The 24,473-nt window shown below is 71.0% G+C and carries 17 protein-coding genes; 4 read left to right on the top strand and 13 right to left on the bottom strand.

All coding sequences use genetic code 11. The features are described 5' to 3' along the window. Positions 1 to 154: 154 nt before the first annotated feature. The 7 genes from Aph01nite_RS31385 to Aph01nite_RS31355 all read right to left on the bottom strand — a co-directional run bounded on the left by Aph01nite_RS31385 (position 155) and on the right by Aph01nite_RS31355 (position 11,541). Complete coding sequence (locus tag Aph01nite_RS31385) at positions 155 to 1,456, bottom strand: GH1 family beta-glucosidase (RefSeq protein ID WP_204044657.1); 1,302 nt, start codon at positions 1,454 to 1,456, stop codon at positions 155 to 157. A gap of 61 nt (positions 1,457 to 1,517) precedes the next feature. Beyond that, a complete protein-coding gene (locus Aph01nite_RS31380) occupies positions 1,518 to 2,726 on the bottom strand; it encodes a 2-oxo acid dehydrogenase subunit E2 (RefSeq protein WP_204044656.1) in 1,209 nt (402 codons plus the stop codon). Continuing rightward, the gene (locus tag Aph01nite_RS31375) at positions 2,723 to 3,706 is read right to left on the bottom strand and encodes an alpha-ketoacid dehydrogenase subunit beta (RefSeq protein WP_204044655.1); all 984 of its coding nucleotides are present in this window, start codon (positions 3,704 to 3,706) and stop codon (positions 2,723 to 2,725) included. Before Aph01nite_RS31375 ends, Aph01nite_RS31380 begins: the two co-directional genes overlap by 4 nt. Further along, a complete protein-coding gene (locus Aph01nite_RS31370) occupies positions 3,703 to 4,629 on the bottom strand; it encodes a thiamine pyrophosphate-dependent dehydrogenase E1 component subunit alpha (protein WP_204044654.1) in 927 nt (308 codons plus the stop codon). Before Aph01nite_RS31370 ends, Aph01nite_RS31375 begins: the two co-directional genes overlap by 4 nt. Further along, complete coding sequence (locus Aph01nite_RS31365) at positions 4,626 to 5,852, bottom strand: glycosyltransferase family 4 protein (protein WP_204044653.1); 1,227 nt, start codon at positions 5,850 to 5,852, stop codon at positions 4,626 to 4,628. Before Aph01nite_RS31365 ends, Aph01nite_RS31370 begins: the two co-directional genes overlap by 4 nt. Continuing rightward, positions 5,849 to 6,172 (bottom strand): phosphopantetheine-binding protein, encoded by a 324-nt coding sequence (locus Aph01nite_RS31360; protein WP_204044652.1) that lies wholly within the window; start codon positions 6,170 to 6,172, stop codon positions 5,849 to 5,851. Before Aph01nite_RS31360 ends, Aph01nite_RS31365 begins: the two co-directional genes overlap by 4 nt. Next, positions 6,169 to 11,541, bottom strand: coding sequence for a non-ribosomal peptide synthetase/MFS transporter (locus tag Aph01nite_RS31355; protein WP_204044651.1), 5,373 nt, complete (start codon positions 11,539 to 11,541; stop codon positions 6,169 to 6,171). Before Aph01nite_RS31355 ends, Aph01nite_RS31360 begins: the two co-directional genes overlap by 4 nt. Positions 11,542 to 12,119: 578 nt before the next feature. On the opposite strand from Aph01nite_RS31355, the gene Aph01nite_RS31350 reads away from it, so the two are divergent. Together Aph01nite_RS31350 and Aph01nite_RS31345 are read left to right on the top strand one after the other, a co-directional pair. Beyond that, the gene (locus Aph01nite_RS31350; protein WP_204044650.1) at positions 12,120 to 13,355 is read left to right on the top strand and encodes a glycosyltransferase; all 1,236 of its coding nucleotides are present in this window, start codon (positions 12,120 to 12,122) and stop codon (positions 13,353 to 13,355) included. Next, on the top strand, positions 13,352 to 14,263 hold the full coding sequence (locus Aph01nite_RS31345) for a TauD/TfdA family dioxygenase (protein ID WP_204044649.1): 912 nt from the start codon (positions 13,352 to 13,354) through the stop codon (positions 14,261 to 14,263). The genes Aph01nite_RS31350 and Aph01nite_RS31345 overlap by 4 nt, the downstream gene beginning before the upstream one ends. A 51-nt stretch (positions 14,264 to 14,314) precedes the next feature. Here the strand turns inward: Aph01nite_RS31345 and Aph01nite_RS31340 are convergent, their stop codons facing one another. The 6 genes from Aph01nite_RS31340 to Aph01nite_RS31315 form a co-directional block, all read right to left on the bottom strand. Continuing rightward, entirely contained in the window at positions 14,315 to 15,334 is a 1,020-nt protein-coding gene (locus Aph01nite_RS31340; protein ID WP_204044648.1) for a LacI family DNA-binding transcriptional regulator, read from the bottom strand. Between the two features lie 26 nt (positions 15,335 to 15,360). Then, a complete protein-coding gene (locus tag Aph01nite_RS31335) occupies positions 15,361 to 16,800 on the bottom strand; it encodes a GH1 family beta-glucosidase (RefSeq protein ID WP_204044647.1) in 1,440 nt (479 codons plus the stop codon). Between the two features lie 64 nt (positions 16,801 to 16,864). Next, positions 16,865 to 17,749 (bottom strand): carbohydrate ABC transporter permease, encoded by an 885-nt coding sequence (locus Aph01nite_RS31330; protein ID WP_204044646.1) that lies wholly within the window; start codon positions 17,747 to 17,749, stop codon positions 16,865 to 16,867. After that, positions 17,746 to 18,720, bottom strand: a complete 975-nt coding sequence (locus Aph01nite_RS31325; RefSeq protein WP_204044645.1) for a carbohydrate ABC transporter permease — start codon at positions 18,718 to 18,720, stop codon at positions 17,746 to 17,748. Before Aph01nite_RS31325 ends, Aph01nite_RS31330 begins: the two co-directional genes overlap by 4 nt. 122 nt (positions 18,721 to 18,842) lie before the next feature. Continuing rightward, the gene (locus Aph01nite_RS31320) at positions 18,843 to 20,186 is read right to left on the bottom strand and encodes an ABC transporter substrate-binding protein (protein ID WP_204044644.1); all 1,344 of its coding nucleotides are present in this window, start codon (positions 20,184 to 20,186) and stop codon (positions 18,843 to 18,845) included. A gap of 278 nt (positions 20,187 to 20,464) precedes the next feature. Then, complete coding sequence (locus Aph01nite_RS31315) at positions 20,465 to 21,877, bottom strand: sulfatase family protein (protein WP_239162122.1); 1,413 nt, start codon at positions 21,875 to 21,877, stop codon at positions 20,465 to 20,467. Positions 21,878 to 22,055: 178 nt separating this feature from the next. Here Aph01nite_RS31315 and Aph01nite_RS31310 point away from each other — a divergent pair, with 178 nt between their 5' ends. Together Aph01nite_RS31310 and Aph01nite_RS31305 are read left to right on the top strand one after the other, a co-directional pair. Further along, positions 22,056 to 23,027 (top strand): hypothetical protein, encoded by a 972-nt coding sequence (locus Aph01nite_RS31310; RefSeq protein ID WP_204044642.1) that lies wholly within the window; start codon positions 22,056 to 22,058, stop codon positions 23,025 to 23,027. After that, the gene (locus Aph01nite_RS31305) at positions 23,024 to 24,310 is read left to right on the top strand and encodes a DUF6716 putative glycosyltransferase (protein ID WP_239162121.1); all 1,287 of its coding nucleotides are present in this window, start codon (positions 23,024 to 23,026) and stop codon (positions 24,308 to 24,310) included. Before Aph01nite_RS31310 ends, Aph01nite_RS31305 begins: the two co-directional genes overlap by 4 nt. Positions 24,311 to 24,473 lie beyond the last annotated feature (163 nt).

The raw sequence follows: 24,473 nt of genomic DNA, 5'->3' as shown, positions 1-24,473 counted from the left end.
CCGGGCATACGACTTATGGGGCGGCGGTTGCCCGCCGGGGTTGACTGGTACTTGACCAGTTTACGTGGTGAATAAAGAGGGTGTGGGAGCGCTCCCATTAGTTAAGTGGATTTTGGCTGGATAGTCAACTAATTGGCCCGGGGTAATCGGGCGGTTAGTGGAGTTCTCCGGTTCTGATCAGATCGCGGTACCAGATGGCGCTGTCTTTCGGGGTGCGTTTCTGGGATTCGAAATCGACGTGCACGATGCCGAAGCGCTGGGCGTAGCCCTCGGCCCACTCGTAGTTGTCCATGAGCGACCAGACGTGGTAGCCCTCGACCGGGACGCCCGCCTTCATGGCGCGGTGCATCGCGGCCAGGTGCCCGCGCAGGTACGAGACGCGGTCCTCGTCGGCGACGCGGCCGTCGGGGCCGGGCTCGTCGTCGGTGGCCAGGCCGTTCTCGGTGATGACCAAGGGGACCGCGGGATAGTCGCGGTGGACCCGGGTCAGGATGTCGTGGAAGCCGTCGGGGTAGTCCTCCAGCCAGCCGGCCTGCCGGGTCGTGTGCTTGATCACCCGGAGCTGGTCGGGGCCGACGAAGACCGGCGTGTAGTACTGCACGGCGAGCAGGTCGATCGGCTCGCTGATCACCGCCAGGTCGCCCTCCCTGATGTGGCTCCGGTCGGCCGGCAGCGTCTCCTCGGGGTAGTAGCCCTTGAAGATCGGGTCCAGGTAGAGCCGGTTCTCGATGACGTCCTGCCGCTCGGCCGCGTCCCGGCACGCCTGGGTGTCCTCGGCCGGGTAGGTGGGGTGCAGGTTGAGCGCGGGTCCGATCCGGCGGCCCGGGTGCCGCTCGTGCAGCAGGCGGGAGGCCAGGCCGTGCGCCAGCAGCAGGTGGTGGCAGGCGACCAGGGCGCGGTCCCAGTCCGCGATCCCCGGCGCGTGCACGCCCTGGCGGTAGCCGCAGTCGACCACCGTCTTGGGCTCGTTGATCGTCAGCCAGTCCCGGGTGTGCAGCGCGCCGAAGACGATCTCCGCGTACTCGGCGAACCGCAGCGCCGTGTCCCGGCTTTCCCAGCCGCCCGCGTCCTGCAGCGCCTGCGGCAGGTCCCAGTGGAACAGCGTCACCATCGGCCGGATGCCGCGGTCCACCAGGCCGTCGACCAGCCGCCGGTAGAAGTCCAGGCCCTTCTGGTTGGGCTTGCCCGAGCCGTTGGGCTGGATCCGCGGCCAGGCCACCGAGAACCGGTAGCTGCGCAGTCCGAGCTCGCGCATCAGGTCCAGGTCCTGCGCGTAGCGGTGGTAGTGGTCGGCGCCCGGGTCGCCGGTGTCGCCGTTGCGCACCTTTCCCGGCGTGGCGGCGAAGGTGTCCCAGATGGACACCCCCCGCCCGTCCTCCTTGGTCGCTCCCTCGATCTGGTACGCGGACGTGGACGCGCCCCAGACGAATTCGCTGGGGAACCGCAAGGCGTTCATGGGCCTCCTAGATGGGTATCGCCACAACTGGGCGGTATCGGCAGGAATACCGTACGCCGGGTTATTCCAGCCATCGCCGCGGCGTCTCCAGCATCTGCTTCACCGCGCCCAGGAACATCGCGGCGTCCCGCCCGTTGACCACGCGATGGTCGAAGGCGAGGCCCAGCTGCACGGTCTGCCGGACCGTGAAACCATCATCGGCGGCCACCACCTCCTGCTGGGTCGCGGCCAGCGACAGCGCGCAGACGTGGCCCGGATAGACGATCGGCACGGCCACGGTCACCGCGCCGTCGTTGTGCAGGGTGACGGCGATGTTGGCGCCCTCCAGGTCCCGCTCCCGGAAGCTGCCGCGCAGCGCGGTCATCCGGTGGTCCATGAGCTCGCGGGCCACCGCGTCCAGCGGGCGGGTGTCGGCGTCCCTGACGACCGGGATGAACAGGCCCTTCCCGACGTCGATGGTCACGCCCACGTGGGAGGCCTCGGCCAGCCGTACGTAGCCGGGTTCCACCAGGGTGGCGAACATCAGCGGGAAGTCGGCCCGCTGGTCGGCGACGGCCTTCACCAGCAGCTCGGACAGGCCGATCAGGGTACGGGCGTGCCGGGACAGGTCGCGGGTGAGCTTGGCGGTGCCGGTCACGTCGACCTTGACGGCGGTGAAGGCGGCCGGGATGGTCTCGTGCGAGCGCCGTACCACCTCGCCGGTCAGCCGCTGCGCCTTGCTCAGCGCGACCAGCCCGGCGCGGGAGCCGGGACCCGGGGCGGCGAGCGCCGCCACGTCCTCGCGGCGGATCACCTTCTTGCCCAGCGTGCGCAGCCGCTCGGCGGGCACGCCCAGCTCCTCCATGAGTGCCCGCGCGGGCGCGGTGACGACGAGATCCCCGAGGTCCCCGAGATCCGCGAGGTCCCCGGTTCCGCCGAGACCGGGCCCGGCCGTCCCCCCGGACTCCCTGGCCGAACTGGCCGAACTGGCCGAACTGGCCGCCGTGGTCGCTGTGGCAGCCGTGACGGCGGGCACCGCCTCCGCCGTCTCCGTCTCGCCGGGACGCTGGAGCCGGGCGATCAGCTGGCCCGGCTCGCAGTCGGCGCCCTCGGCCACCACCCGGCGCAGGATGCCCGCGTCCTCGGCCAGCAGCTCCTCGGCGGTCTTGGAGGTCTCCACCACCACCAGCGGGTCGCCGATCGCCACCGCGTCGCCGTCGGCGGCCAGCCACTCGACCAGGATGTAGCTGGTGTCGTTGTTGTTGAGCTTGGGCACCCTGACCTCGGTCACGCCAGCACCGCCTTCCTGATGGTGTCCGCCTGGACCAGGACCTCGCGTTCCAGGTGCGCGGCCGTGGGGATGATCGAGTCGGCCGCGCTGACCAGCCGGATCGGCCCGGACAGGGAGGCCCACAGCTCGGGATGGAGCAGCCGGGCCACCTCGGCGCCCCAGGTGCCGCCCGCGGAGCCGTCCTCGGCCACGCAGACCGTGCGCACGCCGCGCAGGATCGGCATGACAGGCGCGGGGTCGAGCGGGTAGAGGCGTTCGGGGACCAGGAGCTCGCAGGTGATCTCGTCCTCCATGAGCAGGTCGCGCATGGCCTCCAGGCAGCGGTCGGTCAGGCCTCCGGGGGCGATGATCACGCAGTCGGGGGGCACGTCGCCGTCGGCGTACACGCGGGCCCAGCCGCCGGTGAGCTCGAACCGGAACAGGTCGTCCACGACGCCCTCGCGGCAGACCCGGCGGGTGTAGAGGACCTTGTCCTCGAACAGCACGCAGGGGTTCTGGCGGGCGAACATGGTGGCCAGCAGGGCGTGCGCGTCGTGGAACGGGCTCAGCTCGTACAGGTCGAGGCCGGGGATGCCGATGAAGTGCTTCTGCAGGCTCTGGCTGTGGGTGGGGCCGTAGCCGCGCCGGCCGCCGGTGGGGCAGCGTACGACCAGGGGGATGGGCACGCGCCTGCCGTACATGGTGGTGGACTTGCTGGCGAAGTTGAGCAGCTGGTCGAAGGCGAGCGCGGCGAAGTCGCCGAACATGATCTCGACGATGGCGCGGTCGCCCGCCAGGGCGAGGCCGGCGCCGACGCCCACGATGCCGCCCTCGCTGAGCGGGGTGGAGATGACCCGGGAGCCGTGCTTGCTGGACAGGCCCTTGGTGATCTTGAAGGCGCCGCCGTAGGGGTCGGCGATGTCCTCGCCCAGCACGTGCACCGAGGGGTCGGCGTCCAGCAGCGCGTGCAGCGCCTCGTTCAGGTGCTCGGCGACCCTCATGGCCGCTCCCAGTCCGACGCCGGGCGGATCAGCACGTCGTCCACGACCCGGCCGATGAAGGCCCGCTGCTCCTCGTCCAGCCGGGCGAACTGCTCGGGGAAGGAGTCCGCGTAGGCGGGCAGCCAGTCGCCCTCGGCGGCCTCCCGCAGCTCCTCGGGGGTGCGGGTGTCGTCGCCCTTGCTGTGCGGGCCGGCCCGATGCACCCTGATCTCGGCCACCGCCGGCCGGGACTCGGACCTGACCGCCGCCACCAGCGGGGCCAGCTCGTGCCTGATCACGTTCACGTCCACCGAGTCGATCCGGTGGTGCCGCACGCCGAACGCCGCCGCGCGGCCCGCGATCGAGCCGGACATCTGCGCGCCCGTCGGCGTGGACTGCGCGATCCCGTTGTGCTCCACCACGACCAGCAGCGGCGCCCGCCACAGCTGCGCCATGTTCAGCGCCTCGTAGACCGACCCCTCACCCCAGGTCCCGTCCCCCACGTACGCGCAGGCGAGCCGTCCCGGCGTGACCCGCTTCAGCCGCAGCGCCACCCCCACCGCCACCGGCAGGCTCTCGCCCTGGACCCCGGTGGACAGGAACCGCCCGTGGTAGACGTGCTGGCTGCCGCCCACCCCGTTGCAGACCGCGCCCTGCCGGCCCATGATCTCGGCCAGCAGCGCGTGCGGCTCGTCGTGCCTGGCCAGGAAGTGGCCGTGGCCGCGGTGGTTGCTGAACACGTAGTCGTCCGGGTCGAGCAGGCCGCTGACCGCCACCGGGACGTGCTCCTGGCCCAGGCAGGTGTGCGTCGTGCCGTTGAGCTGGCCGCGCTCGAACAGGCGCAGCAGCGCCCGCTCGAAGTGCCTGATCCTGAGCATGCGCTCCAGATCCGCGTCGGCCACGGGCGTCAGCGCCCGTACCCGCTCCACAATCGCGCCGATCATGTGGTGGTCGTCCTGCCTTCCTTCTTCCGGGCCGCGAGCGCCGCCAGGGCGGCCTGCCGCCGGTTCGGCCGCAGCGCGGTGAGGTGGGTCTCCAGCGCGTCCTCGTCCAGGGAGGCGATGAAGTCGCGGGCGGACGCGCGGGAACGCCGCGACAGCTCGCGGTACAGGTCGGGGTGGGCGAGCACCGCCGACAGCGCGTCCGCCCACGGCCCCAGGTCCTGTTCCGGCACCACCGGGACAGGCCGCGCGTGCCCGGCCGACTCGTACTTCTCGATCCGCCGGACCGGCAGCAGGTACGGCACGCCGAGCTTGGCCTCGGCCAGCCCGCCCACGTCCGAGGCGAGCACCGGGATGCCGCGCGCCATCGCCTCCACGCAGGTGTAGCCGAACGTCTCGTCCCACAGCGAGGGCATCAGCAGCACCCGGGTCCTGGCCAGGATGTCGTCGATCTCGTCGGACGGCTCGATCACCGTGATGTTCGGCCGCCCGGCCAGCTCGGCCAGCTCCGGCGGGGTAGCCCCCCAGGTGGGCACCGCCAGGAACGGCACGTCCGGGCGGGCGTCGGCCAGGCCGAGCAGGATGGCCAGGCCCTTGTAGCCGCACGGGTTGATCATCGTCACGTACGTGCCGTCGGCGCGTTCCGGCGGGTCGCCGTAGATGTGCGGGTAGAGCAGCGCCGACCGCAGTTCGCCCCAGCGCTCCAGGTACGACTGCGCCGCCTTGCTGACCGCCAGCACGCTCGCCGCCCGCTTCACCATCCGGGTCCCGGCCGCGCTCGGGTAGAACGCGCCGGGGCCGAACGGCAGCTGCTGGAGCGTGTGCGCGAGATAGACCACCCGCTCCGGCGTCGCCTTCAGCGCGGCTCCCAGCATGAGCAGGCCGGGGTCGTCGGACGGCACCAGCGTCCAGTCCGGCTTGACCTCGGCGGCCACCTCGCCGACCCGGGCGGCCAGCTGCGGCGCCCGCGCGACCGCGCAGGCGTGCACGCCCTGGTAGGTGTACTCGACCCCGTCCCCGGTCACCGACTTGACCGTCGCGCCGATCCGCTGCAGGTAGGCGACGTGCTCGTCCACGGAGGTGGCCCGGAGGGCGCCCGACATGGGCGCCACCACATGGCACTCGTGGCCGCGCGCCGCGAGCTGTTCGAGCAGGACCCGGTTGGACTTGTTCGCCCCGCCGTGGCTCGGCAGGTGGAACATGTTCTGGGCCAGCAGTATCCTCATGCGTCTTCCGAGAGCAGTTCGCTGATCTCCTCGTCGGACATGCCCTCCAGGTGCTTGAGCAGCTCGGCCAGCTCCTGCTCGCCGACCGCCTCCAGCCGGCCCTGGTCGATCGCCTTGGCCGCCTCGGCGACCGTGAACCCGGAGGTGAACAGCACGTCGATGGGGAGCTCGACGCCGTACTGCTCCTCGACTCTGGCCAGGAACTGGACCATGGTCAGCGACTGGCCGCCGAGCTCGAAGAAGTCGTCGTGGACGGTCGGCGGAGCCTGCCCGAGCAGTTCGGTCCAGATCTCCGAGACGGCCGACTCAGTGGGGGTCATGCCGGGTTCCTTTCAGCGGGAGACTTTCTGGCGTTCAGCTCCGCGAGGCCGACCAGGTCGTCCGGTTCGGCGTCGGGAGTGTCCCGGTCGAAGTGCGCGAGCGCCGGGTGCCGCAGCGCGATCACGATGGTGACGGCCATGGCCAGGCCGCAGATCAGGTAGAGCAGGCCGATGCCGCGGCCCTCGCCCACCCCGATCAGCGCGCCCACGGTGGGCGCCAGCGCGCCGCCCTCCCGCATCAGCGGTTCGAAGACCAGCCCGGCCGCCCACGCCTGCACGGCCAGCCCGATCGGCTGGGTGGACATGGCCAGCATCTGGTTGATCGAGATCACCCGCGCGTGGTAGCGCTGCGGCACCTTCGCGTGGATGATCGTGATCCAGATGCCGTCGCTGATCGACATCATCAGCGCCATCCCGGCCGCGCAGACCGCGATCAGCGCCAGCGACGGGCGCAGGCCCATGGCGAAGGCGAACACCGCCACGACCCCCACCGCGGCGAGCATGCCGGACATCCGGCGGCGCTTGGGGCCGCCCCAGATCGAGATGGCGAAGCCGCCCGCCACCGCGCCGACGCCGGCGATCACCGCGATCCGGCCGGTGTCGGCCAGGTCCCCGATCGACAGCACCAGCGGCGAGATCATCACGAACGCGGTGAACAGGAAGAAGTTGACGGTGAACATGGTCGCCGCCATGGCCCGCAGGCCGCGCCGCCGCCACAGGTAGCGGAAGCCGTTGCGGATCTCCGCGCCGACGCTCTCCCGCCGGGTCCAGCCCAGCCGCTTCGGGAACGGCGTGAGCAGCGTCACGGTGACGGCCACCACGTAGCAGGCCACGTTGGCGACCAGGATGCCGTCCAGGCCGATCGCGGCCAGCACGCCCACCGCGAACAGCGGGACCATCAGGCGGCCGATGGCGTTGCCGAGCTGGAGCACCCCGCCGGCGTGGCCCAGGTAGTGCTTGGGCGCCAGCTGTGGCACCGCCGCCGCCCAGGCCAGGCGCTGCACCGTGAGCGAGATCGAGAGCAGCACGAGGATTCCGTACAGGGCGGGCATGGAGAGGTTGCCGGTGAGCAGCAGCGCCAGCATGACGCCCTGCAGGGTGAGGCAGGCGCCGTCGCCGGCCAGCATGGCCTTTCGGCGATCGGTACGGTCGATCAGCGCGCCCACGACCGGCGCCAGCACCAGGCCGGGCACCAGGGCGATGATCGCGAACAGGCTGAACTGGAGCAGCGAGCCGGTCTGCAGGTACGCCCAGATGGGCACCGCGAACTCGGTCATCGCGGTGCCGATCATCGACACCATCTGGCCGCCGGCCACCCGCAGGAACCGGCCGAGCCGGGCGTCGGCGGGCGGGGCCTCCCGGGAGACCGCCTCCTTGCGCCAGGTCGCGGCCTCGTGCGGGCCGTCCAGCGAGGTGTGCACGGTCGTGATGATCTTCGCCAGCTCGGCCGCGCGGTAGCGCAGGAAGTAGTGGCCGGCCTCGTCGACGACGACCAGCGCCGTGGTCCCGGCGGTGACGTGCCAGTCCCGGTAGCGCTCCGGGTAGTAGTCGGTGATCGGGTCCCGGCTGCCGACGATGGAGATGACCGGCGCGGACAGCAGCGGCGCGCCGGTCTCGATCAGGTCGGTGAAGTACTCCTCGCCCGCGCGGGCGTCGCCGCGCATGGTCCGCACGATGCTCTCGACCTGCTCGACGTCCAGGCCCTCCAGGTCGGCGCCGATGGCGCGCAGCCAGTTGGCCTCGCCGTTGTCGTTGAGCGTGCGCTCGCGCCGGAACCAGCGGGCCAGCACGCCGCTGAAGCCGGTGCGCGGGGCGGCGAACGGGAAGCTGCCGCCGATGTACACGGCGTCGATCGCGCGCCCGGCGCTCTCCACCCGGCGGGCGATCTCGGTGGTGAGGGCGCTGCCGACGCAGTGGCCGTACAGGACGAGGGGGCCGCGCACGGTGGCGAGGATCTCGGCGGCCACCCGCTCGGCGGCCTCGTGGAAGGGCAGCGTCTCCTCCTCGACGCCCAGTTCGTGGCCCGGCAGCGCGACCGCGTGCAGCGCCACCCCCTTGGGCACCGCGTCGGCGAGGGCCTGGTAGACGACCGCGCTTCCGCCGCCGTACGGCACGCAGACCAGCGTGGTCGTGGCCGGACCCGGGGGAGTGAGGCGCACCAGCAGCCCCCGGCCCCGCTCCCCGGCGCCGGCGGGTTCGCCGGAGGCGTCCACGAGGGCGGCCAGCGCGGCCACCGTACGGTTGGCGATGGCGTCCAGCACGCTGACCGGGCGCTCCGGCAGGACCTGGCGGAGCCGGGCGATCATCCGGATCATCAGCAGCGAGTGGCCGCCGAGCGCCGTGAAGTCGTCCTCGACGCCCACCTCGTCCCGGCCGAGCACCTCCCGCCAGACGTCCGCGATCACCCGCTCGGTCTCGGTGCGGGGCGCGACCGTGCTCGTGACCACGGCCGCGGCCGGCGCGGGCAGGGCCTTCCTGTCCACCTTGCCGTTGGCGTTGAGGGGGATCGCGTCCAGCTCGGTGAAGACCACGGGGACCATGTACTCGGGCAGCCGCAGCGCGCAGTGCTCCGCCAGGCCGTCCGGCCCGCCCGTCTCGCCGGACGCCACGTAGTAGGCGACCAGGCGGTCCTCGTGCACGGCGGCCACCGCGTCCCGGACGCCCGGATGGTCCAGCAGGGCGGCGCGGACCTCGTCCAGCTCGATCCGGTAGCCGCGGATCTTGACCTGGTCGTCGAAGCGGCCCAGGAAGGCGACGTTGCCGTCCGGGAGCCAGTGGACCCGGTCGCCGGTGCGGTAGACGCGCTCGCCCTCGAACTCGACGAAACGCTCCGCGGTGAGGTCGGGGCGGTTCATGTAGCCGCGGGAGACGCCGACGCCGCCGACGTACAGCTCGCCCGGCACTCCGGCGGGGACGAGCTTTCCGGCCGGGTCCAGGACGTACATGCGCATGTTGGGCAGGGGGTGGCCGATCGGGACGACCTCGTGGTGCTGGCGTACCGTGATCGGGTAGACGCAGGTGCCGACGGACGCCTCGGTGGGGCCGTACTCGTTGATCAGGCGGCCGGGGCCGAGGATCTCCAGCCAGCGGTCGGCCAGCGAGCCGGGCAGCGCCTCGCCCGCCACCACGATCACCTCGGCCAGCCCTCCGGCCTGCTCGTCGTCCAGCTGGTGGCCGAGCACCTCCAGGTGGCCGGGGGTGAGCTTGATGAAGCTGAAGGGCCCGGAGCGTGCCAGGATCGGGCCGAGCTCGCCCATGTCCACGTCCTGCGGCAGCACCGTGACGGTCTGCCCGGCCACCAGCGGCGCCCACAGGTTGGGCACCACCAGGTCGAACGCCACCGACCCCAGCAGCGGCGCGCCGCCGTCGCCGCGCGAGGCCAGCTCCCGGACCGCCCACCAGACGTGGTTGACCAGGCCGCGATGGGTGACCTGCACGCCCTTCGGCCGCCCGGTCGACCCCGAGGTGAAGATCAGGTAGGCCAGCCGGTCGAGGTCGTACGGCACGCCCGGCGGCGTCCCGGCCTCCGCCCCGATGGACGGATCCGCGATGTCCAGCACGCCGATCCCGGGGAACCGCTCCGCGTACGCGGCCTCCGTCACCACCAGCCGGGTGCCCGCGGTCTCCAGCATGTCGGCGATGCGCTGCGCCGGGAACGCCGGATCCATCGGCACGTAGGCCGCGCCCGCCTGCCAGACGCCCAGCAGCGTCGCGATCAGGTCGGGAGAACGATCCAGCAGCACGCCGACCGTGGACTCGGTGCCCACGCCGAGCGCGCGCAGCCGGTTGGCGATCTGGTTGGCCCGCGCGTGCAGCCGCGCGTAGCCGGTGGCCTCGCCCTCGAAGACGACGGCGGTGCCGTCCCGCCGCTCCTGGAGCAGCTCCGGCAGCGGCCGCTCCGGGTAGGGCGCGGCCGAGTCGTTCCACGGCCCTAGGATCCGCTCCCGCTCCTCGTCCGTCACCAGTTCCAGGGCCGACAGCGGGCGGGCGGGGTCGGCCGCGATCTGCCCGGCCAGCCAGTGGAAGTGCCGCGCCATGCGCTCGACCGCGTCGTCGTCGAGCACGTCCCTGCGGTAGGTGAAGTCCAGGGCGGCCCGGTCGCCGTCCAGGTGGACCAGGAGCGACAGTTCGTAGCCCAGGTCGTCGACCTCGTGCCCCCAGACCGACGCGGTCAGGCCCGGCCAGTCGCCGCCGCGCTGGTCGCGGAAGCCGCGCAGCGAGAAGCTCACCGGCAGGGCCAGGTCGATGGAGGCGCGCTCGGCCAGCAGCGCCAGCGGCACGTGGTTGGTGAGCGCGCCGCCCACCGACCGGCGCAGCCGCGCCGCCACCTCGGCGAACGTGGGGTCGCCCGACAGGTCGCCCCGGACCGGCACGGCGCTGACGAAGCAGCCGATCAGCGGTTCCAGCTCGACTCTGCGGCGGCCGCCGTTGGTGGAGGCCAGCGTCAGGTCGCGCTCGCCGGTGTAGCGGGCCAGCAGCATCGTGAAGACGGTCAGCAGCGCGGTGAACGGGGTCGTGCCGGGCCCGCCGGCCGCCTGCAGCCGGGGCAGCACGCCCTCGGCCAGGTCCGTCCAGTGGGTGCTGGTCTTGCGGCCCTCGGGGGCGGGGCGCTCCCGGCGCATCGGCAGCCGTACGCCGCTCGCGCCGTCCAGGGTGCGCCGCCAGCGCTCCACCCGGGTGGCCAGCACCTCGGGGGTGAGTTCGGCGCGGGACCAGGCCGCGTAGTCGGCGTACTGGATCGGGAGGGGAGGCAGGGCGGGGTCGCGGCCGGCCAGGGCGGCGCCGTACCGGGTGGCGAGTTCGTCGGCGAGCAGGCTCATGGACCAGCCGTCGGCGGCGATGTGGTGGCAGACCACCAGCAGCGCGTGCGACTCCTCGGCCAGGCGGATCAGGGTGGCCTTGACCACCGGGCCTTCGCGCAGGTCGAAGCGGTGGGTGACGGCGCGGGCGGTGATCTCGGCGGCTGCGGCGGCGGCTTCGGGAGCGTCGTGGATCTCCAGCGGCATCGGGAAGGGCTCGTGGACGCGCTGGCGGGGTTCGTCCCCTTCGTATGTGGTGCGCAGGCTCTCGTGCCGGGCCAGCACCCCGTCCAGGGCGGCGGTGAGGGCGGCCAGGTCGAGCGGGCCGTCCAGGCGGAGGCCGAGGGTGGCGTTGGGCGCCGTCGCGGTGCCGGGGACCTGCGCGCCCAGCCACATCTGGCGCTGCTCGTACGAGCAGGCGAGCGGCTCGCCGTCCCGGGGCACGCCCGTGATCGGAGCCTTGGCGCGCGGAGGGAGCAGCCGGTTGAGCGCGGCCTGACGGAGGGGCGACAGACCTCCGATCGGCGAACGCGGCGCTGAGGGCGACGTGGAGGTGGATGTCACTGCCACTGAGTGGCCTCTCCTCTTCGAGCTTTGAACATGGGGCGAGCACTCCGAACACACGCATGCCGAAAGCGGCCGACGTACCAATTCGGTCCGCCGCCTTATTTCGGTGCCGTAGTCAATAAATGCATGGGAGCGCTCCCACAGCGCCTCCCAAAGAGATTAAATGAACCGATCCCATGGCGCAAGACCACAGGCGGCCGACGTGTCACACGGTCGCTCACATGGTGATTTCGTGTCACATCCGCAAGAAATAGCCAAGCGTGGGAGCGCGTCCACCTCCAGTGGGCTTCGTGCAGGTCACATGCCTTGGGCCAGGATAGTATGATACTTAAAAAAAGTCACGGCCTCGACGATGAGGAAGTGCGTGAAGCGACGCGCCAGGACGTTCCCGATATCGGGGTCACCGGTTGACAAGGATACGTCCGTACTGCTTCTTTGTACTCATTCCGGGGTCGGGGAAGTGCGCAAGAGAGCGCTCTCTGAATGGGAGTATCACTCACCGCAGGCCACCGATGCAAGGGAAATGAAAGTTTCATGGCCAAGACGCCGTCAGGTGGTTTTCTCGACCCGGAGTGGTGCGTGTGACGCGGATACTGATGGTGACCCACGGCACCGACGGGGACGTGCTGCCCTTCGTCCGGCTGGGCGAGCGGCTCAGGTCGGATGGGCACGAGGTCACGCTGATCAGCCACGAGCCGTACCGTGATCGTTGCGACCTGGACTTCATCCCCATCGACACGGCGGAGGAGTTCGCCCGCCACCAGGCCGACACCGCCCATCTCATGGACACCCGGGGCGAGTCAAGCTGGCTCGGCTTCTACCTCCGCAACGGCCTGTTCGAGCAGCTGCTCCTGGAGACCCGCGCGCTGACCGCCGCGCACCGGCCCGGCGACACCGTCCTGGTCGGCCGCCACACCTCGGCCGTCTCGGTCAGATTCGCGGCCGAACTGCTCGGCGCGCCCGCGGCCTGGGTTTCGGTCTCGCCCATCCAGGTCATGTCCGCCCGCCTCGCCGCCCACATGTACGGCACCGAGCTCGCCGACCGGTTCACCGAGACGCGCGCCCGGCTCGGCCTGCCCCCGATCACCGACTGGCAGCGGTGGTTCGCCGGCGCCGACCTCGACATCGGCCTCTGGCCGGACTGGTTCGACCAGGCCGGGGCGCGCGCCCCCGCCCGCTTCCGGCTCACCGGCTTCGCCGTGCCCGACGAGGCCGACGAGGACCTGCCGGACGGCGCGGACGAGGCGCTGGTGGAACGGCCCGTGCTGATCAGCGGCGGGACCGGGCGCATGCTCAACCCGCGGTTCTACCGGGCCGCCCTCGACGGCTGCGCCGGTCGCCCGGCCTTGCTGGTGGTGCCGCACGAGGACCTGGTGCCCCGGCCGCTGCCGCCCGGGACCACCTGGTTCCCCCGCCTGCCGTTCCGGCGGGTGATGCCGCGCGTCTCCGCGGTCGTGCACCACGGCGGCATCGGCACCCTCACCCGCGCGCTGGCCGCCGGCACCCCGCAGGTGGTGCTGGCCGACGGCGCCGACCGGCCGGACAACGCCGCCCGGCTGGCCCGGCTGGGGCTCGCCGCCTGGCTGCCGCCGGCCCGCTGGGGGGAGACCGCCGCCGCGCTCGCGGACGTGCTCGCCGACGGCGACCTGACCGGGCGGGTGCCCGCGGGGCTGGATCCGTCGGCCGGGATCGCGGGGGCGGCCGAGCTGATCGCGAAGCTGTCCGGGCAGGCCCGCCGTACCCGGCCGGAACTCACCCCGCACCAGCTCCTGGCACTCAGAAGACACCTCAGTTCAGCGAAGAGAGACCGCCCATGACCTGGCAGCCATTCGAGATCGCTCCCGAGAGCCCCGGGCAGAGCCTCGCCGACTACCTGCGCGCCAACCCCGTCGACGACCTGCTGGTCCGGGAGAAGGCGCTGGTCTTCCGCGGGTTCGGGGTCACCGAGCAAACCCTGGAAGGGCCGATGGAGCTGCTGCTGCCCAACCGGCTCGCCTACGTGCACGGCAACTCGCCCCGCACCAAGGTGGGGCAGAACGTGTACACCTCCACGGAGTACCCGGCCGAGTTCACCATCTCCATGCACAACGAGCTGTCCTACGCGGCCGGCTGGCCGTCCCGGCTGCTGTTCTTCTGCGCCCGGGCCGCCGCCACCGGGGGAGCCACGCCGGTGGTGGACGGCGTGCGCTGGCTGGAGTCCCTCGACCCCGGCGTACGCGACGACTTCGCCAAGGGCGTGCGCTACACCCAGAACCTGCACGGCGGCATGGGCCTGGGCAAGAGCTGGCAGGACACCTTCGAGACGGACTCCAGACCCGAGGTGGAGGCGTTCCTGGACGCCTCGGCCGCCGAATGGGAGTGGCGGGCCGACGGCGGCATCCGGGTCAGCCAGGTACGGCCCGCGACCACCCGCCACCCCGTCACCGGCGCCGAGGTCTGGTTCAACCAGGCCGACCAGTGGCACCCGGCCTCCCTCGGCGACGACACCGCCGCCATGCTGGCCGAGATCATGCCACCCGAGGACCTGCCCCAGTCGGTCGCCTTCGCCGACGGCAGCCCGATCCCGCCCGGCCACGTCATCCAGGCCCGCGACCGCGGCCTGGAGAACGCCGTGGACGTGGACTGGCGGACCGGTGACGTGCTCCTGATCGACAACATCCTGGTCGGCCACGGCCGCCGCCCGTTCACCGGCTCCCGCAGAGTCCTGGTGGCCATGAGCGACTGAACGCGAACGGCCCTGCCGGTCTGAGCCGGCAGGGCCGTTCCGCGGCGGTCGTCACGTGCTGGCGCGGATCACCAGGTGGGTGTCCAGGATGACCACGGGCTGTTCCAGGGGCTCGCCGTTGATCCGGGCCACCAGGAGCTGGACCATCTGCCGGCCCATGGACTCCGTGGGCTGGTGGACGCTGGTCAGGGGAGGATCGGTGTGCAGCGCGACCTTGGAGTCCTCGAACCCGATCAGCGCGACGTCGCCCGGGACGGACCTGCCGCGCTCCCGGAGCACTCGGAGCGCTCCCACGGCCATCGGGTCGGAGGCCGCGAACACCGCGTCGAGGTCGCCGTGCCGGTCCAGCAGCTCGCGCATCGCCGTGGAGCCGCTCTCCTCGGAGAAGTCGCCGTACGCCACCCGCTCCGGCGTGCCGGTGGCCAGCAGCGCGTCCCGGTACCCGGCGAGACGGTCCACGCCCACGCCCATGTCCTGGGGGCCCGCGATCGTGGCCACCCGGGACCGGCCGTTGCCGAGCAGGTACTTCACCGCCTGCCGGGCGCCCGCCCGGTTGTCCATGTCCACGTAGCTGTACGGATTGAGCCCCACGGGACGGCCGCCCAGCACGGTCGGCACGCCCAGGTTCTCCAGCCGGCCGGGCAGCGGGTCGGCGCCGTGCACCGAGGTCAGCAGCACGCCGTCCACGTGCTGCCCGGTCAGGTAGTTCTCCAGCCGGTCGTGCTCGTTCCTGTTCTGCGCCATGCTCAGGATGAGCTGCAGCCCGGTCTCGGCCAGGGCCGAGCCGATGCCGCGGATGAGCCCGGCGAAGTACGGCTCGTCGAACACCCGCTGCTCCGACTCCGACACCACCAGCGCGATGGTGTCGGTCCGGTTGGTGACCAGGGTCCTGGCCGCCCGGTTGGGCACGTACCCGAGTTCGTCGATCGCGAGCAGCACGGCGTCGCGGGCCTTGTCGCTCACCTTCGGCGACCCGTTGATGACCCGTGACACCGTGCCACGCCCGACCCCGGCCCTGGCCGCGACCGCTTCGAGCGTCGGTCTGGCGGCCAAGCGGCGGTCCCCGTTCATCAAATCTGCCCCCTCATCACTTGGGCCTATTCTGCCGGACCCCGAAGGCCTCCGTGCCGGATGGTCTCGGCATACCAGAGAGCGCTATCTTTCAGGATCCTCGTCTGCGTTGAATAGTCCACATAGACCAGCCCGAACCGCTTGTCGTAGCCCCAGGCCCACTCGAAGTTGTCCATGAGGGACCAGGCGAAGTAGCCCTGCAGGGGCACTCCACCCTCGATGGCCTGGTGACAAACACGCAGGTGGGTATCGATGAAGTCGCGCCGCTCCGCGTCGTGGACGGTGCCGTCCTCGGTGAGGACGTCGTCGTAGGCGGCGCCGTTCTCTGAAATGTACAGCGGGATGGACGGGTACTCGCGCGCCAGCCGGGTGAGCACCTCGTACAGGCCGGTACCGTCCACCTCCCATCCCATGGACGTCACCGGGCGGCCCCCGTTGACGAAACCGACGTGCTCGCTGCCGACCCACGGCGAGCCCGAGTCCGTGGGCGCGGCGGCGGCCGACTGGGCCCCGCCGGGCGCGCCGGACACGGTGAACCGGCTGTAGTAGTTGATCATCAGCATGTCCAGCGGCGCCGCGATCGCCGCCAGGTCGCCGTCCTGGATGAACTCGTCCGGGGTGGTCAGGTGGCTCAGGTCGGCCAGCACGTCCTCCGGGTAGCGGCCGTACATGAGCGCGTCCAGGAAGAAGCGGTTCTGCAGGCCGTCGACGCGCCGGGCCGCGTCCTGGTCCGCCTCGCTCTCGGTGGCCGGGGTCACCGCGTAGAGGTTGACGGAACCGGCGATCCTGGAGTCGGCGTGCTGGGCGCGCATCGCCTCCACGGCCAGGCCGTGCGCCAGGTTGAGGTGGTGCGCGGCGTGGATCGCCTTGGCGGGCTCACGCCGTCCCGGTGCGTGCTCCCCAGAGGCGTACCCCAGAAGCGCCGCGCACCACGGCTCGTTGACGGTGCTCCAGTTCTTGACCCGGTCGCCGAGGGCGCCGTGCACCGCCGCCGCGAAGTCCGCGAAGCGCTTCGACGTGTCGCGTGACGGCCAGCCGCCCGCGTCTTCCAGCGCCTGCGGAAGGTCCCAGTGGTAGAGCGTCAGCCACGGGTCGATCCCGTAGCTGAGGAGCTCGTCCACCAGGTTCTTGTAGAAGTCCAGGCCCTTGTTGTTGATCGCGCCGCTGCCCAGCGGCTGGATCCTGGACCAGGACACCGAGAACCGGTACGCGGACAGGCCGAGGTCGGCCATCAGGCGCACGTCGTCCCGGTAGCGGTTGTAGTGGTCGATCGCGACCCGGGCGTCCTCGCCGTTGACCACACGGCCGGGCGTGGCGCAGAAGGTGTCCCAGATCGACCGGCCGCGCCCGTCGACGTCGAGCGCACCCTCGATCTGGTACGCGGAGGTGGCCGCACCCCAGACGAAACCGGTGGGAAACACCAGACCTGGCGTTTCGAGCTGGGTGTCTGGCTTGTGGGTGGTCACGAGTCCTCCTTCGCCGGCCGTGTGACCGAGGCGCTTGATAGGTGAATGGTTTCCGATCGCGGGCTCACTCCTTGACCGCGCCTTCCATGAGTCCGCCGATGATCTGGCGGCCGAAGAGGACGAAGACCAGCAGGAGCGGGATGATGGAGATCGTGGTGCCCGCGAAGATGAGCACGTAGTTGGTGGAGTATCGGTCGTTGAGGGCCCGGAGCGCCACCTGGACGGTCGGGTTGTCCGGCGTCAGGATGATCAACGGCCAGAGGAACTCGTTCCAGATGAGCATGAAGGTCTGGATGGCGAGCACCGCCATGCCGGGCCGGACCGCGGGGACCGCGACGTTCCACCAGATCCGCAGGGTGTTGGCGCCGTCCACCCGGGCCGCCTCGACGAGTTCGCGGGGCACGGCCTGCCGGGTGTACTGCGTCATCAGGAAGACGCCGAACCCGTTCACCAGGAACGGGAGGATGACCGCCTTGAGGGTGTTCGTCCAGCCCAGGGTGACCATCATCTGGTACAGCGGGACGATGCCCATCTGCTGCAGGGGGACCATCATGGTCAGCACCACCGACAGCAGCAACAGGTTGCGGCCGCGGAAGTTGAGCGAGGCGAAGGCGAAGCCGGCCAGCGTCGAGATCACCACGATGCCCACGGTGACCGTGGACGCGATGATGATCGAGTTGATGATGCCCGTCATGAAGTGGGCGTTCTCGGCGTCGAACACCGCCTGGATGTTCTCGCCCAGGTTGCCGCCCGGCAGGAACGGCGGCGGCACGCTGTGCGCGTCCTCGTTGCTCCGGGTCGCGATGATGATCATCCAGTAGATCGGGAAGATCGACAGGAAGATCGCCAGGGCCAGCATGGCCTTGGTGAACGGGGTGGCCCGGAACGGGTCGAGCCGGTTGGCGCCCGCGCGGGAGGCGGGCGGGCGGGTCTGCGTGAGTGTGGTCATCGTGATCTCCCGAGTCCGCGTACGAGCGCGAAGTTGATCAATGCGGAGATCAGGATCAGCAGGAAGAGGATCCAGGCCGCCGCGGCGGCGTAGCCGTACTGGAAGTCGCGGAAGCCCTCCTTGACGATGAACATGGCCACCGTCTGGAACTGGCCCGTGGTGCCGCCGGTCATGAGGCCGGAACCGAACATCACCGGCTCGGCGAACAGCGTGAAACCGCCGATCGTGGAGACGATGACGGTGAATATGATGGTGGGCTTGAGCAGCGGGACGGTGATGCCCCAGAACTGCTTGCGGGGGCTGGCGCCGTCGATGGCCGCGGCCTCGTACAGGTCTTTCGGAATGGTCTGCATGGCGGCCAGGTAGATGATCGCGTTGTAGCCGGTCCAGCGCCAGTCCACCATCGTGGCGATCGCGATCCAGGACGACCAGCTCGCGTTCTGCCAGTGGATGGGCTCCACGCCGACCAGGCTCAGCAGCCAGTTGACCATGCCGTAGTCGCGTCCGTACAGCTGGGTGAAGACGACGGCCACCGCGACCACCGAGGTGACCAGCGGCGCGAGCACGCTGAGCCGCAGGATCAGCCGGCCGCGCAGCCGCTTGTTCAGCGCGTTCGCCAGCAGCAGGGCCAGGAGCAGCTGCGGCACCGTGGCGATCACGAAGATGGCGACCGTGTTGACGACCGAGTTCCAGAACTTGTCGTCGGCGAGGAGCTCGGTGTAGTTCTCCATGCCGATGAAGGTCTTGTCGCCCGCGAGCTGCCAGTCGTGCAGGGACACCCAGAGGGTGAAGATCAGCGGGAAGACGCCGAAGATCGCGAAGAGCACGAAGTACGGCGAGACGAAGAAGTAGGGCGCTGCCCGCAGGTCCAGCCAGGACAACAGCCGCCGGGGTCCTGGCGGCCGGGCGTGCCGCCGTTGATTCGACGGCAGCGTGCGGGTCCTATGGCCCGCGTCGACGTCGAGGCTCATCACTGCAACCTTTCGTGGAAGGAGCGGCCAGGGGGGCCGAAGCCCTGCACTGGCCGCTCTGAGTCGAGGCGACCGGCCCGCCCGCGGGCTGCGGGGGGCCGGTGACGTTCGCGGCCCGGGGGTCAGCCCGAGGCCTTGACGCCCTCCTCCACGAACCGGGTCCAGGCGTCGGCCCACTTGACCGAACCCTGGTCGGCGCCCACGAGGACCTCCTCCACGGCGGCCTTCACCTGGGCGTGCTTCTCACCGAAGAACACCGGCGACAGCTTGGCGACCGAGGCGGAGAAGATCGGCCCGCTCGGCGCGTCGTTGAAGTACGGGTTCTTGGCGTCCGCGACGGCCGGGTCCTGCTGCGCGGGGAGGCTGCTCGGGAAGTTGCCGCCCTCCTTGAAGGCGGCGACGTGCCCGTCCTTGCCGGTGAGGTAGTTGAGGACCTCGGCGGCCTCCTTCGGGTGCTTGCTCTGCGACGGCACCATCAGCCAGGAGCCGCCCCAGTTGCCGCTGCCGCCGGGCACCGCCGCGACGTCCCAGTTGTTGGCGTTGCCCTCGCCGGAGGTGCCGGAGATGACGCCGAGCATCCAGCTCGGGCAGCCCATCGTGGCGAAGCTGCCCTTCTGCAGGCCGGTGTTCCACTCCTCCGTCCAGGAGCGCAGCTTGGCGGTCAGGCCCGCCGTGCTGAGCTGCTGCACGTAGTCGAAGGCGGCCTTGACACCGGGGTTCTTGTCGACGATGAGCGTCTGGTTGGTGTCGAAGTAGACCTGGCCGCCGTTCTTGCCGGCCTCCTGCGCGAGGACGGAGTTGTAGACGGTGTTGGCGCCGTCCACGAAGCCGACCTTGGGCATCGCGGCCTTGAACTTCTTGCCGGTCTCGAGGTAGGCGTTCCAGTCCGGCCAGAGCGCCGAGACCTCGTCGCGGTTGGTGGGCAGGCCGGCCTGCTTGAACAGGTCGGTGCGGTAGCACATGGCCATGCCGCCGATGTCGGTGCCGAGCGCGTAGAGCTTGCCGTCCTTGTTGATGCCGGTGTTCCACTTGTACTCGGGGAAGTCGGCCTTGCGGCTGTCCAGGCCGTACTGCGACAGGTCGGCGAAGTACTGCGGGCGGGCGGACATGAGGCCCATGGCGCCCTCGTCCATGCCGATGATGTCGCCGGCGCCACTGCCAGCCTCCAGCCACTGGAGCACCTGGGGCAGGTACGTGTCCTCGAACCGGTCGGTCAGGTTCACGTACTTGACCTGGACGTTGGGGTGGCTGGCGTTCCAGGCCTTGACCGCCTCGTCGTAGGCGAAGTTCTCGCCGCCGCCGAAGGTCTGCAGGGTGATCTCGACCTTCTCCGCCGGGGCAGAGGCGGAGCCGCTGGCCGCGCCGGACGGCGCGGGGTCGTCCGAACCGCAGGCGGCGGCCGACAAGGCTAGAGCGCCAACCGCGACGGCCGCGAGCAGCCTGCCGCGGCGCGTGTTCTTCATCATTCCGGACCCCTCTCAGGTGGTTCCCGAATCTCGTTTGGGGGCGCCTCCCGGGCCCGTCCCCGACAACGTGGCCCTGCGTTGAGTCTGCGTTGGGAGCGCTCCCACGAAGAGTCCACTATACGCAATGTCAGCGTCAATATGCCGAAACCTAACTGTTACTCCTGGACAGGTTGCACAGCTAGATTCCGGCATATCGTGACATTTCACCCAGAGGGGCATTTGGGAGCGCTCCCGTGCGCGTTCCAGGCCGCTACTCCCTGTGACAAGCGCAGCTCCGGTTACCTGTGCTGGTAGACCCCCGGAGCGGCCCTGTCGGCCTCCCGGCAGCTCGCCCCCTGGCAGCGGTGGAGCGCGGCCAGCCGGCTGGACAGCTGGAAGATCAGCGCGGGATCGGCCTCGGCGGCGAGATTGCGGAGCTGGTACGGATCGGTCGCGAGATCGTAGAGCTGGCTCTCACCCGTCTCGTACTCCACATAGGTGTGCCGCGCCGTGCGCAGCGCCTTGTACGTCGGCGGCGAGGACCCCGCGTAGTCCGGCAGCACGAACTCCACCAGGACCGCGTCCCGCCAGGCGGTGGGCCGGTTGTGCAGGATCGGCACGAGCGACCTGCCCTCGCAGAAGTCCGGATGCCCGGTGCCGGCCAGCTCGGTGAAGGTGGGCGCGAAGTCGACGCTGGCGCCCATGGCGTCGGTGACGCGGCCGGCCTGCACACCCGGCCCGCGCACGATCATCGGCACCCGGATGTCCTCCTCGAACGGCGTGGTCTTGCCGGGCCGCAGCCGGTGCTGCCCCAGGTGGAAGCCGTTGTCGGAGGTGAAGAACAGGTACGTGTTGGCCAGCTTGCCGCTCCTGGCCAGCTCCGCGATGAGGGTGCCGACGAGGTCGTCGACGCCGAGCATGGCGCGCATCCGGTCCCGGTACTGCCGGTCGATGGAGGCGATCGCGCCGGCCGAGAGCGGCCTGCGCTCACGCAGCCAGGCGGGTTCGGCGGAGACGTCCAGCTGGTTGAAGGAGGGCGTGCGCGGGGCCTTCGCGCCGGGGAACGCCTTGGCGTGCCGGGGGGCGAAGTTGGCCGGGCGGTGCGGGGCCACCGGGGAGAGGTAGAGGAAGAACGGGTCGTCCTTCGCGGCGAAGTCGACGGCCTTGCGGGCCAGCACGTCGGTGAGGTAGTCCTCCGGGGCGTCGCCGTGGTCGACGAGCTTGCCGTTGTCGTTGAGGCGGTAGCCGTACTCCTGGTAGAGGTGGGTGACCGGGACCGCCCACTCGTCCCAGCCGGGCGGGATGTAGGTGGGGGAGACGCCGGACGGGTACTGGTTGAGGTATTTGCCCATCAGCGCGGTGCGGTAGCCGGCCTTCCGCATCCAGGTCCCGAGGGTGGAGCTCTCCATGGGATGAAACCGGGGGAAGCCGCCGCTGGGCGCGCGGTTGGAGACGATGCCGTGGCTGTGCACGTACTGGGAGCGGAGGATCGACGAGCGGGACGGGCAGCACCACGGGTTGGCCACGAAGAACCGCGAGAAGGTGGTGCCCTGCCCCATCAGCAGCGATGAGATGTTCGGAAATTTCGTGAGATCGCTGGTGTCGAGGTCGTCGGTGAGGATGAAGATGATGTTCGGCTTGGCCGGATCGGCCCGCCTCTGGGAACCCTCGGCCGGCGCGGAGAGCGCCGACGCCAGCAATGCGACAACCACCGGCCAGACCGTCCATTTACCCATGGACTAGATCATCACCCCGCGACGACCTGCGGAAACGTCCCAACGACCGGGGTGAGGGGAGATCGCGGAGGATTTCGGATGAGTTGTCCCCGTGGGCGGCTGTTAACCGGGTGTTCCCTGTGACGTCGCATCCGGCGGCTACGGTGAGCCCGTCGTGAAAGGGTCCTCGGAGAGTGAAGACGGCCTCGCCGTCGCGTGGGTGGAATCCCCGCTGCAGCTGCTGTGCGTGATCGAAGCACAGCATGCCGGCCTGCTCGGCCCGGCCACCAGGGTCGTGCCGCGCTCCGGCCTGCCCGCGCTCAGGCTCACCCGAGCCGAGATGACCCGGCTCGACCTCCCGCCCGGCCTCGACCTGGCCGAACCCGCGGCGCGCATGCCCAAGCCGGGCCGGACCTGGGTGTTCGGTGACGCGTTCTCCGGCCGGGTGCAGCTCAGCCTGCTCACCTCCCCGCCGCGCCGGGTCGTGCTGGTGGACGACGGCCTGGCCACCATCCGGCTGCTCGAACTGCTGGTCGCCCGCCGCCCGCTGCTGCGCGCCCGCGCCGAACCCGGCCTGGCCCGCCGCGTCCTGGGCGCCGCCGCCGGCTTGCGCCTGCGCGGCGGCCGGCTCACGGTGTTCACCGCGCTGCCCGTCCCCGACGCGCTGGCCGAGGCCGTACGCGAGCGCGGCGCCGAGCTGGTGCGCCACGACTTCGGCTGGCTCCGCTCGCAGCCCGGCGACGTGCCCCCCGACGAGCGCACGGTCGTGCTCGGCACCTCGCTGGTCCGCAACGGCCTGATCCACCGGGACGCGTACGTGAAGTGGCTGGCCGCCATCGACGAGCCGGTCGCGTACTACCCGCACCGCCGGGAGGACCCGCGCGACCTGGAGCGGGTGCGCGGCATCGCCGGGGTCACCGTGTACGAGACTGGCGTGCCGGCGGAGATGACGCTGCGCGGGCTGCGCCCAGGCCAGCGGGTGCTGAGCCTGCCGTCCACGGCGGTCACCTCGCTGCGCATCCTGCTCAGGGCCCGCGGGGTCTCGATCGAGACCGTCGAGGTGCCCGACGACTGGTGGACCGCCTCGGCGGGCCCCTCGCTCCGTTCCCATCTCCAGCTCTTCGCCCACGAAAGGGTTGCTCCTTGACCCGCGTCACCCCCCCGACCTCCATCACACAGACCCGCGTCACCCCGGACCGCCTGCTCGTCCCCGCGCCGCTGCGCGTGCTGGCCGTCGCCGACTCCGACTCGTACCTGAAGTGGGCGGCCGGCCTGCTCGACGCCGCGCCCGCGAACTGGACCACGGAGCTGGCGGTCGTGCGCACCCCGATCACCCCGTCGCCGGGGCAGATCGCGGCGGCCGTGAGCGGCACCCGCTTCGGCGGCGCGCCGGAGGAGGGGCCGTCCACGGAGGTGCTCGGGGCCCGCGGCCTGCGCCGGGCGGCCGAGCGGTTCCGCCCGGACGTGGTGCTGCTGGCCTGCACGGGGCCGGTCGTGGACGCGCTGGCCGCCGAGGTGCTGGCCGGGCTGCGGCCGCGCCCGGTGATCGCGACCGGGCTGCCGGGCATCTCGGTGCCGGCGACCGAGAAGGCCTGGCTCTTCCGGAGCGGCTGCGACCTGTTCATCCTGCACAGCGGCCGTGAGGTGGGCGAGTTCCGGGAGCTGGGGGACCGGCTCGGCGGGGGCGGCGAGATCGCGCTGGCGCGCCTGCCGTACCTGGATCTGGGGAGCCGGGGGAGCGGGGATCGGGTGATCTTCGCGACGCAGGCCAAGGTGCCGGCCAGGCGGGAGGAGCGGGAGAGCATCCTGCTGGCGTTGCAGGCGCTGGCCGACGCGCGTCCCGATCTGGACATCGTGGTCAAGCTGCGGGCCCGCGACGACGAGCGGCAGACGCACAACGAGCGCCACCACTACGAGCGGCTGTGGAACACGATGGCCGCCGACGGCCGGGTCCGGGCCGCCGCGGTGCGGTTCGAGGCCGGTCCGATGCACGAGCACCTGGCCCGCGCGGGCGGGTTCGTCACGGTCAGCTCCACCGCCGCCCTGGAGGCCATCGCCCAGGGCGTGCCGCTGCTGATCCTGTCCGACTTCGGGGTCAGCGCCGAGATGATCAACCTGGTCTTCGAGGGCAGCGGCACCCTCGGCACCCTGGACGACCTGGCCAAGGCCGACTTCCGCACGCCCAGTCCCGAGTGGTGCCAGGCCAACTACTTCCACGACGCCGCGGCCAGCGACTGGGCGCAGCGCCTGTCCGCGCTCGTGCTGGCCGCCCGCGAGGGCGGGCTCGTCCCGGCCCGGTCGCTGCTGGACGGGCCCGAGCACGCCGCCGCCCGCCGCCGCGCCCGCCTGCGCATCGAGATCCCGCCCCGCGTCCTCAGGTACGGCTACCGCACCAAACGCCGGATCCGCCGCTACCTCAAACCCTTCTGATATGTATTTTCGGACGGTTTGACCCATTCCAAAATGCGGATGTCAAGTACCTCCCGGGCAAATCCGCACGACAGTACGGTCTCTCCAATGTCACACCTTGGCCTCAACTTTCAGGCGAGCTTTAGATCCCTGGTGTGATCCCGAAATATGTGCTGCGCGACAG

Source organism: Acrocarpospora phusangensis (assembly GCF_016862995.1).
Classification (GTDB): Bacteria; Actinomycetota; Actinomycetes; order Streptosporangiales; family Streptosporangiaceae; genus Acrocarpospora; species Acrocarpospora phusangensis.
The sequence above is the reverse complement of the archived record's forward strand: the minus strand, read 5'-3'. Positions and strand labels throughout refer to the sequence as shown.